Raw genomic sequence first — 13,161 nt, 5'->3', positions numbered from 1 at the left:
GAGATTGGACGATTGACATGAGCCACTTCGAAGTTGTTCCCGATGCGTTGCGCGCCTACGGGAGCGCGTCCGCGGCGATGGCCTCGGGTGTCGCCTCGGCCGCTGCGGTCGATCAGGCCGCGACCGTCGCCGCCGTGGTGCCGGTATTCGGACTGATCGGTCAGGAGCTGCTCGCCTCGTACGCCTTCGCGCAGGCCAACCACCTGTCCTCGGTCGCCGAACTGGCCGCGGTGCACGCGGGCACCGCGCTGACCGCGCACCAGGGTGCCGCCACGTATGAGGGTGTCGACGGCGCCTCGGGCATGGACATCGGTTCGGTTCGCACCCAGTCATGAGTTTCCCAGGAGCGACCCCGCCGCCCGGCGCGGATCCACTGGATCCGACCGTGCTGGAACTGCTGCGCGGCAGTTCGCTTGCCCCCATGCTCGACATGCCGGTGAACGACGTCCTCGGCTCGATGGGGCTGCCTGCCCTGCCGCAGCTGCCGGAGTTCGTGCAGCTGCCCGAACTGCCGCCGCTGCCGACGATCGACCTGAGCGCCCTGATGCGTCCGCTCACCGATCTGGCGTCGGCGTTCGGCACCGGCCAGCTCGGTACCAACTCCACCGGCGACAGCACGGGAACCACGACGGACCCCACGGAAATGCTGTCGAACGTGAGCACCGTGATGCAGACGGTGATGTCGCTCGGCTCGACGGCCATCCAGACGGTGATGTCGGTGTGGCAGGGCATCGCGGCGATGGAAGCGGCGCAGAAGGCGAGCGAGGCGCAGACCGACGCGGGCAAGCTCGCGGCCCAGAGCACCCAGGAGAAGGCGGTTCTCGCCAACGGGGCAGTCAGCGTCGCCACCGGCGCGGGGCTGATGTCGGTGGTGATCGCGAAATTCTCCGCGACCATGGCGATGGCGCCGCTGCTGATGGGCTCGGGCGCCGGTGCGGCCTTCCTGGTCGCCTCGGCCGCCTCGTCCACCGCCGAGGCGCTGGCGATCACCGCCAAGACCAAGACCGAGCTGGTCGGGCACAGCGCGAGCATGACCGCGGCGGGCGAGAAGGTGCCGATCACCAACGCCCCCACCGGGGTGAACTCGACCGAACAGCTCACCCAGCTGATGAGCATGATCACCCCGCTGATGTCAACGGCGACCACCGTGGCGCAGTCGCTCGGTGAGCTGGCCGCGGCGAACACCTCGCTGACGGCGCCGAAGACCACGACCGAGGGTGACACCACCGCCGCGAGGGAAACCGTCGACGGTGCCGAGGCGGGCGGCGCGGGTGGCGGCGGGATCGGCGGTGGAGCCGGTGGCGCCGTCGGTGCGATCGCCGCCGCGAGCGCACCGCTGAGCCCGTTCCCCAACACCCGTTCGGTCGGCGGCGCGCTGAGCACGCTACCCGGCGCGATGGGCGCGGCGGCCGCGTCGACCACGTCGGCCGCGGCGGTCACCTCGGGCGGGTCCGCGGCGACCGGCACCGGCGCGATGCCGATGGGCGGCCCGATGGGTGCCGGTCTCGCGCGCGACGGCGAGTCGTCCACCGACGACGCGGTGCGCGGTCAGCTCGTCACCGGTTCACACGGTGACGAGGTGATCGGCCAGATCGAGGGCGTCTCGCTGCCGGTGGTCGGCGCGGCCGACACCTCGACCTCGGAGGCGCCGCCCGACAAGGAACTCACGCTATGACACAGGATTCGCGTTCGCACACAGGAGGTTCACCATGGCCGACGTGACAGGTGAGATCTACGACGGCGTGCAGTTCGACGTCGCCACCGCAAGCCAGGCCTCGTCCGGGCTCGACGCGCTGGCCGACCGCCTCGCGGCCGACCTGCAGGCGGCCGAGCACGCGCTGACCGTCGCCCCCGCGGGCGCCGACGAGGTGTCGGGCCGCTCGGCGCAGACCGCCAACGAGGTGGCCTCGTCGTACCTGACCCGCGCGCAGTCGGGTGTCGAGGAGATGCGCAAGCTCGCCGCGACGCTTCGCCTGCAGGCGAACCGCTTCAGCGGGATGGAAAGCGACAACACGGCGGACTTCGGAGGTACTCCGCCGCAATGATCGAACCACCACAGCCAGGGTTCACCGGCGTGGTGTGGTCGGCGCGTCCGCCGGAGCAGCTGGCGCGTGACCTCACCACGGGGGCGGGGTCTGTCCCCATGGCTGAGGCGATCGGCGCGTGGACGCAACTGGCCGCGTCGTTCGGCGCGGCCGTACTGGAATACGAGAAGGTGCTCGCCGACCTGCGTGGTGCCTGGCAGTCCGGGCGCAGTGACGAAGTGGTGCAACGGGTCACGGCGCTGCGCGAGTGGCTGCTCGAGACCTCGACGGCCGCGGCCGCGAACGCCGCGAAATTCCAGGCGCAGGTCGCCGCCTACGAGGTGGCGCGGTTGGCGATGCCGAATACCGCTGACATCGAGGCCATCCAACAGGTGCAGCGCACGCTCGAGTCGGTGAGCGGCATGCTCGGCGCGCCGATCAAGGCTGTCGCCGCCGACACCGACGCCGAGCACGATGTCGCCAAGGCCGTCGCCTCGCGCGTGATGGAGAACTACGAGAAGGCCACCGAGCCCCTGGCCACGGCCTGGCAGCACCAGGAGCCGCCGCCGATCGCCCCCGCCACGGCGCTGGCCGCGGAGCGGGCCGCGGTCCCGCAACCGGGCGCGACGTCGCCCGGTGCCGTTCCCGGTCTCGGCGGAATTCCGGGAATGCCTGTGCTGCACTCGATTCCGCGCACATTGACCAGTTACAACGCGCCGGTGTACGCGCAGTCGGCCACGACCGCCGAGGTCGCCGCCCGACCGAATCCGGTGGTCACACCCGCAACGGGCACACAGGCCGCGCCGATCGCGCCGGGCCCGGTCGGTCAGGCCGCCACCCAGGACACCGCGCGGTTCCCCCGCGCGAGCCTGCCCGAGCACACCGAGGAATTCGGCCTCGACGGCGAGATCCGGGCCGCGCCAGCGGTGCTTGGCGATCACGCCCAAGCGGCCAGGGCCGCGAGCACCGAACAGGCCGGTGCGGAGCCGGGAGGTGAGTCGTGACGACGTTGACCAACGACGCCCTGCTCGCCGTGGCCGACCGGCTCGGCGTGCAGACCCTGCCGCTCACCCTGCGCGTCGGCCCGCAGCAGGACTCCTACGAACAGTGGCGCCGCGCCAACGAACTGGCGCTCGCCGGGCTGCGTGACAGCGGTCTGATCGATGCCGAGGGTGAGGTCGACCCCGACCTCGCCGACGCGCTTTTCGTCCTGGCGCAACCGGATTGTGAACTGGCCGTGCGGATTCACAGCGAAGAAGGCGGTAAGCGGGTCTGCGTGGTCCGCCGGGGCCGCGCACACGCGGTCGCCGTGCGCACCGACGACACCTTCGAGGTGAACTCGGTGTGGTGCGACGGTTCGGCCGAGGAGCTGGCCCGTCCGGTCCTCGCCGCGCTCGGCCACCGCGAGCCCGCCCAGTTCGGCGGCTTCAACGCGCCCGCCGACGAACTGACCCGACGACTCGACGGTGCCGCGACTGCCGCGGAATTCGCCGACGGCCTCTACGCGCTCGACGCCACCGAGCGCGACGCCACCGTGCTCGGCGCCGCCTTCGCCTCCTGCACGGGGCACGCGGAAATCGTCGCCTACAGCCACGAGGACGGCTCGACCACCCGCGCGCCGGGTGCGGTCGCCGTCTACGACACGGGGCGCGGGCGCATCGTCGCCGCCCCGACGATCTCGCCGGATCGACAGATCTGGTCGACGCTCACCACGGGTACCGATCACCGGGTGACCCAAGCGGTCGCGGCGCTGATCGAGGGACTGCCCGGGGGGAGGTGGATGCCGCCGTAGTTCCGCGTCGCAGCGTCGGTCTGCGTCCAGCTCAGCGAGATCGATCGATCGGATCCTCGCGCACACACAAGTTCTGATGAAAGGTTCTGAAATATGTCTCTTACCAACCTCGGTGGCGGCTCGGGCGACTACGGTGTCGACGAAGGCGGCATCAACAATGTCGTGAGCCGGATGGAGGACGCGATCTCCACGCTCAAGACCTCCATCAACCAGATCGATGACTCCGTGCAGGCCGTCGCCGCCGGCTGGTCGGGCGAGGCGCACGGTCAGTTCAAGACCGCTGCCACCGAATGGCACGACGAGGTCACCCGGCTCAACGAGAAGCTGGACCGTCTGTCGCAGGCCGTCACCTCCGGCAAGCAGACGATCGTCGCCTCCGACTCCGAGGGCCTGTAGCCCGCCGCGCTGAGTAGCCGTTCACGACAGACAAGGAACAGATCATGACGATTCAGTACAACTCGCCGAAGATCACCGAGATGGTCTCGGACCTCAACACCTACGGCTCGAATATGCGGGCTCAGATCGATGAGCTCAACAACGCCGCCAACGCCTTCCGCGAGAGCCTGCACGGTGATTCGGCGGTGCAGAACTTCAACACCGCGCACACGAACGTCACCAACGAGCTCGACGACACCCTGGTCAAGCTCGACAACCTCGGCAAGAAGGTCGAGAACGCGCTGGGTCGTGCCATCGAGGCCGACGGCAAGGTCGGCGACGGCTTCGCCGACTTCTGAGCTTTCCCGCCTCTCCGGGTCTTTTGGCCAGACTCAGGTGCGGGGGGGAGTTGTTGACGCGGTAAGACTTTGGGGGCTGGGAGCGTTTGCCCGTTCCCGGTGAGTTACCCATGTTCTTGCTGGATCAGGCGAACGGCCCGACGGTTTGTGTCGGGCCGTTCGTCGTTTTGTGGGGTTGTCAGCGGGCGGCTAGGGATTCGCCGATGTAGTGCATTTCTTCCGGGGTGGTCACCATGTTCACCGTCGCTGTCGCGGCTGGTGTCCGGACCGTGATCCGGTTGGGTGCGGCGGGATCCTGGATGAGGGTGACGTCGGCGTCGATCCCGCCGCTCTGCTCGTGCGGTGCGCGCACGTGCACGATGGTGGCGCCACCGGCATGGGTGGTCGGTTCGATCCCGTCGAACACCAGCACCGTCGTGCTCGGGTAGGGCGCGGCGGGCATCGGGGGCGGCCCGGGTGGGTGGTAGCTGGCGCCCGCGGAGCGTGGTGCGAGTGAAAGCACTTGCGGTGCGTTGAGATTGGCCATCATCGAATGCCATGCCTCGGGCCGTGCGGTGTGCACGATGGCGTGGGCCCCGAGCGCGGTGGCGCGCAGGATGACCTGCTGGGCGAGGTCGAGATTGCCGATCACCTCGAGGTGGCGGGTGCCGTCACCGATGAGCGACACCGCGATGCCCTGGCCGCGTTCGTCGGCGCCGATCAGCTGGCCGCAGCCCGCCGTCGGCACCGCGATGTCGGTGAGCGCCGCCAGGGTGCCCCGGTACCCGTCGTCGTCGGACCAGCGACCGAGCGAGGCCACCGGGAGCGTGTCGAGCAGCGTGCGCAGATGCCCGCCGGTGATGTCACGCAGACCGCGGATCGGAATCTCGGTCGGTTCGACCAGGGTGTCGAAACGCACCACCGCGTTGAGCACCACGGTGCCCGCGTGGTCGCTGCGCTGGTCGTGACGTGGTGCTCCCGGGCGCAACCGCAGCGTGAGCGTGGTCGACAGGCTCGGCACGGCCCAGATGTCGGCCAGTCCACGCGGCGTGATGAGCTCGGCGCCCACCTGGTAGTGGGTCAGGCAACGGCTCGGCGTGGTGAGCGCGGTCGGCGTCTCCTCGAGCTGATCGATCTCGAAGCCGTGGGTGAGTTGGCGCACCGCGCTGTTCATCTCGGCCGAGGTGAGTACGGACGCGGCGATGTCGCGGGCCGCCAGCCGGTTGGCCACCCGGCGGGTGGCGATGATCGCGGTCCGTAGCGCACCCTCGGCGCCGCCGCCGCGTTTGTCGACCGCCTCGGCATTGGTCAGCGGGTCCATGCGCAGCACCAGCCACAGAGTCCGGTGCGCGACGGCGGGTAGCGGGCCGAGGATGCGGTCGTAGAGGTAGGACGCGACACCGGTACCGGCCGTGCGCGCACCGGTCGACACCAGGTCGATGCCCGCGAGGGTGATGTCGAATTGGTCCAGACAGCGGGCGATCTCGGTGAGCGGCAGCAGTTGGTCAGTGCTGAGCGAGCCGTGCCGCAGCAGGGTCAACGTGTCCGGCGGCGGGTCGATCCGCAGCATGGTCAGCAGCAGATCGCCGTCCCAACGCACGCCACAGTTGCCGCCCTCGGCCAAGGGGACGTCGAAGGCGGGCGCCTGGGCGAGCCGCTCGGTGGCGCCCCGCCCGCGCCCCCTGCCGAAGCCGGTCGCCATCCGCCCCGCCAAGGTCGTCCCACGGACCGGCACCAGCCCGATGAGCCCGATCAGCGCACCCGCGCCGACGGCACCCCACACCGAGTCCGACAGCACGAGCACCACCCAGGCCACCGTCGCCGCGACCAATACGACGCCGACCACCGCGGGCAGCGGGAAGATCCGGAACAGCCAGAACTCGGGGTCGCGCAGAGTGTCGTACGGCGACACGGGTTTCGGCTGCCCGGTGTCGCGCTCCTCGGCCTGATTCCGTTCCCGCTCGGGAAGGGTTCCGGCGCCGGTTGTCCGGCCGTTCATCGTGTCGTTCCCCATCGTTGTCCCAGCTCGGCGTGCGTTCGAAAGTTGGTTCAGGGCAATGTCGGATTTAAGGTACCGTGTCGGCTGAGATGGTGATGGATAGCTCGATGGAGGCCGAGTGCCGGCACAGCTGACAACCCGGGCCCAGGTCAACGGCTACCGCTTCCTGCTGCGTCGTCTCGATCACGCGCTGGTGCGCCGAGACGTCCGGATGCTGCACGATCCGATGCGTTCGCAGGTTCGCTCACTGTGGGTGGGGGCGGCCCTTGGTCTGCTGGTGGTCGCCGGTGCGGCGATTCTGGGATTCCTGCGGCCCCAGGGCGCGATCGGGGATGCCCTGATCGTGTCCGGCAAGGATACGGGCGCCCTGTACGTGGTCCGCCACACCGCCGAGGGCGACAAGGTGCTGCACCCGGTGCTCAATCTGGCCTCGGCCCGGCTCATCACCCAGAGCAACGCCGAACCGCACGCGGTGAAGGACAGCAAGCTCAACGACCTGCCGCGCGGCCCGATGCTCGGTATCCCCGGTGCGCCGAGCGCGCTGCCGGGTTCCGGTCAGGGCGACAGCTCCACCTGGTCGCTGTGCGAGACCATCCAGCTGTCCCAGGGCGGCAGCGCGGCCTCGGCGAGCGGCGCGACCACCGCGGTGGTCGCGGGCAAACCGGAACTGGGGGAGCGCATCCGCACGGCCGACCCTGCCGCCGCGCTGTTCGTGCGTCACGAGAACAAGACCTACCTCGTCTACGACGGCAAGCACGCCGAGGTCGACCCCGAGGACAAGGTGCTGGCGCGTTCGCTCGGGCTGTCCACGCATCGCCCGCGCCCGATCGGTCCCGGTCTGCTCGGTGCGACCGCCGAAGTGCCCGCGCTCGCGCCGCCGGTCATCCCCCACGCGGGCCAGCCCGGCCCGGGCCCCCTGGCCAAGCTCCCGGTGGGCGCCGTCGTCGAGGTGGCCAGTTCCGACCGCACGGCCAAAGCCGAGACGTATGTGGTGCTCGCCGACGGCGTGCAGCCGGTGAGCCCGTTCACCGCGCGGGTGATCCGCAACGCGGATTCCCATGGGGTGAGCGAGATTCCGACGCTTCCGCCCGACGTGCTCCACCAGGTCGCCGTGGTGCGCCCGCTGCCCGTCGACGACTTCCCGGTGCAGACCCCGGAGATCCTGGCCGCCGAGGACGCGCCCGTCGCGTGCGTGTCGTGGACCAAGACGCCGGGAACCAGCCCGACCGAACGCAAATCGGAAGCGGGCGACGGACCCAACGAACGCGCGGTGGTGTCGCTGCTGGCAGGCACCCGGCTGCCCATCCCGGAATCGGCGAAGGTCGTCGAACTGTCGACCGGTGACGGCACCGGCGACCGGGTCGACGGGGTCTACGTGCCCCCGGGCACCGGCGAATTCGTTCAGGTGACGGGCATGGAACCGGGCAGCCCCCGCCGGGGGAGCCTGTTCTACGTCGGTGACAGCGGGGTGCGCTACGGCGTGCCCGACATGGCGGTGGCGACGGCCATCGGCCTGGGGAGCAGCCCTCGACTCGCGCCGTGGTCGGTCATCGGCCAGCTGGTTCCCGGCCCGACGCTCTCGCCGACCGAAGCGCTCTCCTCCTACGACTCGCTGCCGTCCGGTCGCTGAAACGAACAGGGCCGGATGCCTCGCACCCGGCCCTGAATTCGCCTGTCAGGCAGGCCAATTCACATTCAATGTGCTCAACAGGCTGGTGAGCGCGGTACGCATGTCAGGTTCCTCGATGCGCATCAGCACCGATTCGTCCACCGCCGAGAGATCGATCGAATCGTCGTTGGCGAGCCGGAATTCGCGTTCCTCCTCGGCCGCCTCGATGACATTACGGATGAAGCGACCGTTACCGGCGAGGTCGACGCCACGGCGCGGCTGCCCGCTCTGATCGGTGCTCTCCTGCGCGTAGAGGTGCCCGCAGGCCTCGACGAGCAGCGCGGCGGCGTCGTCGGACAGTTGCGAGTCACGCTTCTTCGCGATCACCTGCCCGATCTGGCCGAGCTCCTCCGGGGTGTAGGACGGGAACTGCAGGCGTTTGGAGAACCGTGAGGCCAGACCGTCGTTGGCGGCGAGCAGGCGGTCGATCTCGCCGTCGTATCCGGCGATGATCACCACCAGGCGGTCGCGGTCGTTCTCCATCCTGGCCAGCAGGGTGTCGACGGCTTCGCGGCCGAAGGCGTCGCCGCCGGACAGGCCGGTCTGGATCAGCGTGTAGGCCTCGTCGATGAACAGCACACCGTCCATGGCCGTGTCGATCAGTTTCTCGGTCTTGATGGCGGTGCCGCCGAGGTTCTGGCTCACGAAGTCCACCCGCTTGGCCTCGACGACCTTGTCGGTCTTGAGCAGGCCGACACCGCAATAGATCTTGGCGACCACCCGGGCGATGGTGGTCTTACCCGTTCCCGGCGGACCGGTGAAGGCCAGGTGCTGGCCGCGAGCCGCCGACGCCAGTCCCTTCTCGGCGCGGATCTTGGCCAGCTGCGCCGAGGACTGCAGCTTGGCCACCTGGGTTTTCACCGAGACCAGACCGATCTGGTTGTCGAGTTCGGCGCGCGCCTCGGCCAGTACCCGCTTGGCCCGGTCCTCGGTCTCGGCCTGCTCGATGGCCTGCAGCGACGGCGCGGTCGCGGGATCCCACTTGTCGGTGCGGGCGTCGATGGACTCGCGGCTGGTGACGGTGATGCGGTAGGTGCGGTCGCGCATGGCGGCGGTGTTGGCACTGAAATCCGGTGCCTGCGAATACACCTTCTCGAACAGCGCCTGTGCGTCGTCCTCGCTGCCGGTCTCGCGCAGGCACAAGCCGCGGCAGAACATGGCGGTGGAGCGGGCCATCGGGATCGGGCCCTGCTCGGCGGCCTCCATCCGGCGGATGGCCTCGCCGAACAGCCCGAGCTGCGCGCAGGCGGTACCGACCATCACGTGCGCGCCCGCCGCCAGATACGGGTCGTCCCATTCGGCCGAACCGGCCAGCACCGTCATCACATCGGGCCAGCGCTGCGTGTTGTAGTGCAGCACGCCACGGATGTAGGCGCTGATCCGGTTGTCGACGTCCTTGTCGGGGTCCGAGAGCAGCCCGGCGCGGTGGGCGGCGAGCTCGTCGAGGGTGCGCTCGGCCTCGTCGTAGTCCTTGTCGGCGATCAGCTGCGCGGCCCAGGCCAGCGCGACCTCGGTGTAACTGGCCAGCGGATAGTCGATGTAGAGACCGGGCAGGAAGCGACCGGCGAGCGCGCGCGGCGCCAGCCCGAGCCTGCGCTGCTCGCGGTACAGACTGCTGCCAGCGGTCTTGTACAGGTTGAACAGGACGTCCTTGGTCACCTCGCCCGCGGCGGCTCGGCCGAGCCAGGCGTCCGACATCGTGGGATCCCACTCCGTCGCCCGCTGGAACGCGAGTTTCGCGTACTCCACATCACGTTTGGATTCCTGTCCCTCGATGGACAGACCCAACGACAGGATTCCGGCGTCGAAGGCACGCTGAGCTTGGCGATTGCCGGTCATTTCTGTCGAGTCCCCGAAGTCTTGGTTTGTGGTTTCTGCGCTGTTCACTTATTACCCAGACTACCGATCGCGGGGGTCTGGTCTGTCCGTTACATTAGGTTCAGCTGCCGAGAGGTCGCAACGCAAACTGTCTTCTACGTGTGAGAGTTCTTGGCTGGTGTCAGAGTTGTTCACTCAGGGGGTGTTCCGCCTCGTGCGGTGTTTCGGGATCGAACGGGCGAACGGCAACTCGTGGACGGTGGGTGCGCACCGTGATTGACGCACCGGCGGCGAATCAGCGTTCACTCGAACCCGATCTGTGCCGGGTGTCGGTGATCGGCGGCAACACCCAGGTGGATGTCGGTCTGCCCGTGACGGTTCCGATCGCGGGGTTCATCGGCGACCTCGTCGAGCTCATCGAGTCGCGCAACCCCGACCCCACCGACTCCGAGGACGAACCCGGCGCCCTGCGGGCCAAGCACTGGACCCTGGCCCGGATCGGCCGCGACGCCATCGCCCCGAGCCGCACCCTCTCCGAGGCCGACGTCTACGACGGCGAACTGCTCGTGCTCCGCTCGGTGTCGGCCAAGGAAGCGCCCGCGCTGTTCGACGACGTGATCGACGCGGTCTCGCGCCTGACCACCGAGGAGTTCCGGGGCTGGACCGGAGTAGCGGCCCGCTGGCTCGGCCTGGTCGCGTCGACCGTCACCGTGCTCACCGCACTGGTGCTGCTGGTGATCGCGCGCGGCGACGGCGACCCGCTCGCCCCCGCCTTCGGACTCACCGGGTTCGGTGTGCTCGCGCTCGCCGTCGCCGGTATCGCCGCGCGCAAGTACGGTGACCGGCTCACCGCCGACTGGTTGTCGCTCGACGCCCTACTGCTGTTGTTCGGCGGCGCGGCCCTTTTCGTACCCGGCACGCTCGGCGGTCCGCACCTGCTGCTCGGCGCGGCCGTGACGATCGTCGCCGCCGTGGTCGGCTACCGGGTCACCGCCAGCGGGCTCACCGTGTTCACCGCCGCGGCCTCGCTCGGCATCATCGGCTGTGTCGCGGGCGCGGTGTACCTGATCTGGCATCCGGCGCTGCCGAAACTCTCGGCCGCCCTGCTGTTCGCGGGCATCGCGATCCTGTCCATGGCACCGAGAATGTCCGCCCTGCTCGGTCGGCTCCCGGTGCCGCCGGTGCCGACCGCGGGTGCGGCGATCGACCCGGCCGACCACGAACCGCGCCCGACCATCGAGGGCATCGGCGCGATCGGTGCCACCGCGTTGCCGTCGGCCAGCGGCCTCGGCGAACGGGCGCGCGCGGCCAACCAGTACCAGTCCGGGCTCGTCATCGCCTGCGCCGCCACCGCCGCCCTCGGCGCGTTCGGTGCCGCCGACCCGCTCGGTTCGGCCCGCTGGCAGGGGATCGTGCTGGCGATCGCCACCGCGATAATCCTGTGCTTGCGCGGGCGCTCCTTCGCCGACCTGGTGCAGGCGGCCACCCTGATCGCGGGCGGTTGTGTCGCGTTCGTCGCGCTGATCGTCGGACTCGCGCTCGGTGGCGGCAGCATCGAGATCTTCGCCGTCGGCCTGCTGGCCTTCGCGGCGGGCACGATCGGCTTCGGCGTCATCGGACCGACGATCGAGGTGTCGCCGGTGACCAGGCGCGCCATCGAGATCTTCGAGTACATCCTCATCATCGCGCTGATTCCGCTCGTGCTGTGGATCATGGGGGTGTACTCCATGGCCAGGAACATATGAGTGGCTCCGGTCGCCGGGCGCTCCGATTCGGTTGTGCCAGTCTGATTCTCGGTGCCAGCCTCGGCTTCGCTGGTCCGGCCCGGGCCGTTTCGCCGCCGCAGATCGACGGTGGCGCGCTCGGTGCGGCCGCGGCCCTCAGCGGTCGCCCGGCGCCGCTGGAACCCACCGAACCGTCGGCGCTGTGCAGTGAACCGCTGCTCACCGGTCCGGCGCCGTCGGAACCGCCCATCTCCCAGCAGGTGCTCAACCTGGCCTCGGCGTGGAAGTTCAGCCGAGGTGCGGGGCAGAAGGTCGCGGTGATCGACACCGGCGTGCAACGCCATCCGCGACTACCCGATTTGGAGGCGGGCGGCGACTACGTCTCCGGCTCCGACGGCACCGAGGACTGCGACGGGCACGGCACCCTGGTCGCCGGGATCATCGCCGCCGACCCCAGCCCCGACGACGCCTTCGTCGGCGTGGCGCCCGATGCCAAGATCCTGTCCATCCGCCAGCTCAGCCTCGCCTTCGAGCCGGTGAACAAACAGGGCGGCCAGGACCCCGGTGAGATCAGCAACGACGGGTACGGCAGTGTGCTCACCCTCGCCGCCGCCGTCGTCCGCGCCGTCGACATGGGCGCGACCGTCATCAACATCTCCGAAGTAGCGTGCAGCCCAGCGGGTTCCGACACCGCCGACGCCTCGCTCGGTGCCGCCGTGAAATACGCCTACGACCGCAATGTCGTCGTCGTGGCGGCGGCGGGCAATGTCCAGACCGACGGGGCGTGCAAAGAGCAGAACAAGTCGTCGGGGTGGTCGTCGGTGAGTACCGTCGCCAGCCCCGCCTGGTTCGCGCCCTATGTGATGACGGTCGGCTCGGTCGACGCCGACGGCGGGCCGTCGGAATTGTCGCTGCGCGGACCGTGGGTGAGCGTCGCCGCGATCGGGCGCAACATCGTCTCCCTCGACAGCAAGCCGGGCGGAACCGGGCTGGTCGACGGCGTACAGACCACCGAGGGCATCCGGCCCATCGAGGGCACCAGCTTCGCCGCGCCGTACGTGGCCGGGCTTGCCGCACTGGTCCGTGCACGCTTTCCCGAGCTCACCGCCCAGCAGGTGATGGACCGCATCACCCGCACCGCGCACGGACCGGGCAACGGCCGCGACGACGGCATCGGCCACGGCCTGATCGACCCGCTGGCCGCCCTCACCGCGCAACTGCCCGACCAGCCGGTCGCCGCGGGCGCCGACGTACCGCACCTGGTCGCCGCGCCGGTGCTGCCGCCCGGCCCCGACCCCCGCGCGCGCCGCATCGCCGTGATCGGCACGACCGTGGCGCTCGGTGGCCTGGTCATCGGGCTCGGCCTCGCCTACCCCTACCGACGAAAGCGGGCCGAGCTCGAGCTCGAGCCGTAATCGAAAG

At 69.8% G+C, this 13,161-nt stretch carries 12 protein-coding genes; 10 read left to right on the top strand and 2 right to left on the bottom strand.

All coding sequences use genetic code 11. From position 1 onward, the window contains the following. The first annotated feature begins 17 nt into the window (after positions 1-17). From NC7_RS12200 to NC7_RS12170, 7 genes are all read left to right on the top strand, one after another. A complete protein-coding gene (locus tag NC7_RS12200; protein WP_067491029.1) occupies positions 18-335 on the top strand; it encodes a type VII secretion target in 318 nt (105 codons plus the stop codon). Then, the gene (locus NC7_RS12195; protein ID WP_067982200.1) at positions 332-1,675 is read left to right on the top strand and encodes a hypothetical protein; all 1,344 of its coding nucleotides are present in this window, start codon (positions 332-334) and stop codon (positions 1,673-1,675) included. Before NC7_RS12200 ends, NC7_RS12195 begins: the two co-directional genes overlap by 4 nt. 34 nt (positions 1,676-1,709) lie before the next feature. Continuing rightward, the gene (locus NC7_RS12190) at positions 1,710-2,045 is read left to right on the top strand and encodes a PE family protein (protein ID WP_067982196.1); all 336 of its coding nucleotides are present in this window, start codon (positions 1,710-1,712) and stop codon (positions 2,043-2,045) included. Then, the gene (locus tag NC7_RS12185; RefSeq protein ID WP_067982193.1) at positions 2,042-3,028 is read left to right on the top strand and encodes a PPE domain-containing protein; all 987 of its coding nucleotides are present in this window, start codon (positions 2,042-2,044) and stop codon (positions 3,026-3,028) included. Before NC7_RS12190 ends, NC7_RS12185 begins: the two co-directional genes overlap by 4 nt. Next, positions 3,025-3,816: an ESX secretion-associated protein EspG gene (locus tag NC7_RS12180; RefSeq protein WP_067982190.1), complete on the top strand. Its 792-nt coding sequence runs from the start codon at positions 3,025-3,027 to the stop codon at positions 3,814-3,816. The genes NC7_RS12185 and NC7_RS12180 overlap by 4 nt, the downstream gene beginning before the upstream one ends. A gap of 93 nt (positions 3,817-3,909) precedes the next feature. Continuing rightward, entirely contained in the window at positions 3,910-4,212 is a 303-nt protein-coding gene (locus tag NC7_RS12175) for a WXG100 family type VII secretion target (RefSeq protein WP_067982187.1), read from the top strand. A 44-nt stretch (positions 4,213-4,256) separates the two neighbouring features. Then, the gene (locus NC7_RS12170) at positions 4,257-4,550 is read left to right on the top strand and encodes a WXG100 family type VII secretion target (protein WP_067982184.1); all 294 of its coding nucleotides are present in this window, start codon (positions 4,257-4,259) and stop codon (positions 4,548-4,550) included. A 178-nt stretch (positions 4,551-4,728) separates the two neighbouring features. On the opposite strand, the gene eccE is transcribed toward NC7_RS12170, so the two are convergent. Then, positions 4,729-6,528, bottom strand: a complete 1,800-nt coding sequence (eccE, locus tag NC7_RS12165; protein ID WP_084458458.1) for a type VII secretion protein EccE — start codon at positions 6,526-6,528, stop codon at positions 4,729-4,731. Between the two features lie 118 nt (positions 6,529-6,646). Here eccE and eccB point away from each other — a divergent pair, with 118 nt between their 5' ends. Then, complete coding sequence (gene eccB, locus NC7_RS12160; RefSeq protein WP_067982180.1) at positions 6,647-8,158, top strand: type VII secretion protein EccB; 1,512 nt, start codon at positions 6,647-6,649, stop codon at positions 8,156-8,158. Positions 8,159-8,203: 45 nt separating this feature from the next. Here eccB and eccA read toward each other — a convergent pair whose 3' ends face one another. After that, entirely contained in the window at positions 8,204-10,036 is a 1,833-nt protein-coding gene (gene eccA, locus NC7_RS12155; RefSeq protein WP_067982177.1) for a type VII secretion AAA-ATPase EccA, read from the bottom strand. 242 nt (positions 10,037-10,278) lie between these two features. Here eccA and eccD point away from each other — a divergent pair, with 242 nt between their 5' ends. Together eccD and mycP are read left to right on the top strand one after the other, a co-directional pair. Continuing rightward, positions 10,279-11,760 carry a type VII secretion integral membrane protein EccD gene (gene eccD, locus NC7_RS12150; RefSeq protein WP_236573258.1) on the top strand — a complete coding sequence of 494 codons (1,482 nt, stop codon included), beginning with the start codon at positions 10,279-10,281 and terminating at the stop codon, positions 11,758-11,760. After that, positions 11,757-13,154 carry a type VII secretion-associated serine protease mycosin gene (gene mycP / locus NC7_RS12145; RefSeq protein ID WP_067982175.1) on the top strand — a complete coding sequence of 466 codons (1,398 nt, stop codon included), beginning with the start codon at positions 11,757-11,759 and terminating at the stop codon, positions 13,152-13,154. The genes eccD and mycP overlap by 4 nt, the downstream gene beginning before the upstream one ends. Positions 13,155-13,161 lie beyond the last annotated feature (7 nt).

It is taken from the genome of Nocardia caishijiensis NBRC 108228 (genome assembly GCF_001612825.1).
Lineage (GTDB): Bacteria > Actinomycetota > Actinomycetes > Mycobacteriales > Mycobacteriaceae > Nocardia > Nocardia caishijiensis.
This window is presented reverse-complemented; position numbering and strand designations above follow the sequence as displayed.

What these genes read in the sequence shown, in the direction of transcription:
- NC7_RS12185 (WP_067982193.1), top strand. Translation starts at nt 2,042, where the DNA reads ATGATCGAACCACCACAGCCAGGGTTCACCGGCGTGGTGTGGTCGGCG.
- NC7_RS12195 (WP_067982200.1), top strand. Translation starts at nt 332, where the DNA reads ATGAGTTTCCCAGGAGCGACCCCGCCGCCCGGCGCGGATCCACTGGAT.
- NC7_RS12175 (WP_067982187.1), top strand. Translation starts at nt 3,910, where the DNA reads ATGTCTCTTACCAACCTCGGTGGCGGCTCGGGCGACTACGGTGTCGAC.
- mycP (WP_067982175.1), top strand. Translation starts at nt 11,757, where the DNA reads ATGAGTGGCTCCGGTCGCCGGGCGCTCCGATTCGGTTGTGCCAGTCTG.
- NC7_RS12170 (WP_067982184.1), top strand. Translation starts at nt 4,257, where the DNA reads ATGACGATTCAGTACAACTCGCCGAAGATCACCGAGATGGTCTCGGAC.
- eccE (WP_084458458.1), bottom strand. Translation starts at nt 6,528, where the DNA reads ATGAACGGCCGGACAACCGGCGCCGGAACCCTTCCCGAGCGGGAACGG.
- NC7_RS12190 (WP_067982196.1), top strand. Translation starts at nt 1,710, where the DNA reads ATGGCCGACGTGACAGGTGAGATCTACGACGGCGTGCAGTTCGACGTC.
- eccA (WP_067982177.1), bottom strand. Translation starts at nt 10,036, where the DNA reads ATGACCGGCAATCGCCAAGCTCAGCGTGCCTTCGACGCCGGAATCCTG.
- NC7_RS12200 (WP_067491029.1), top strand. Translation starts at nt 18, where the DNA reads ATGAGCCACTTCGAAGTTGTTCCCGATGCGTTGCGCGCCTACGGGAGC.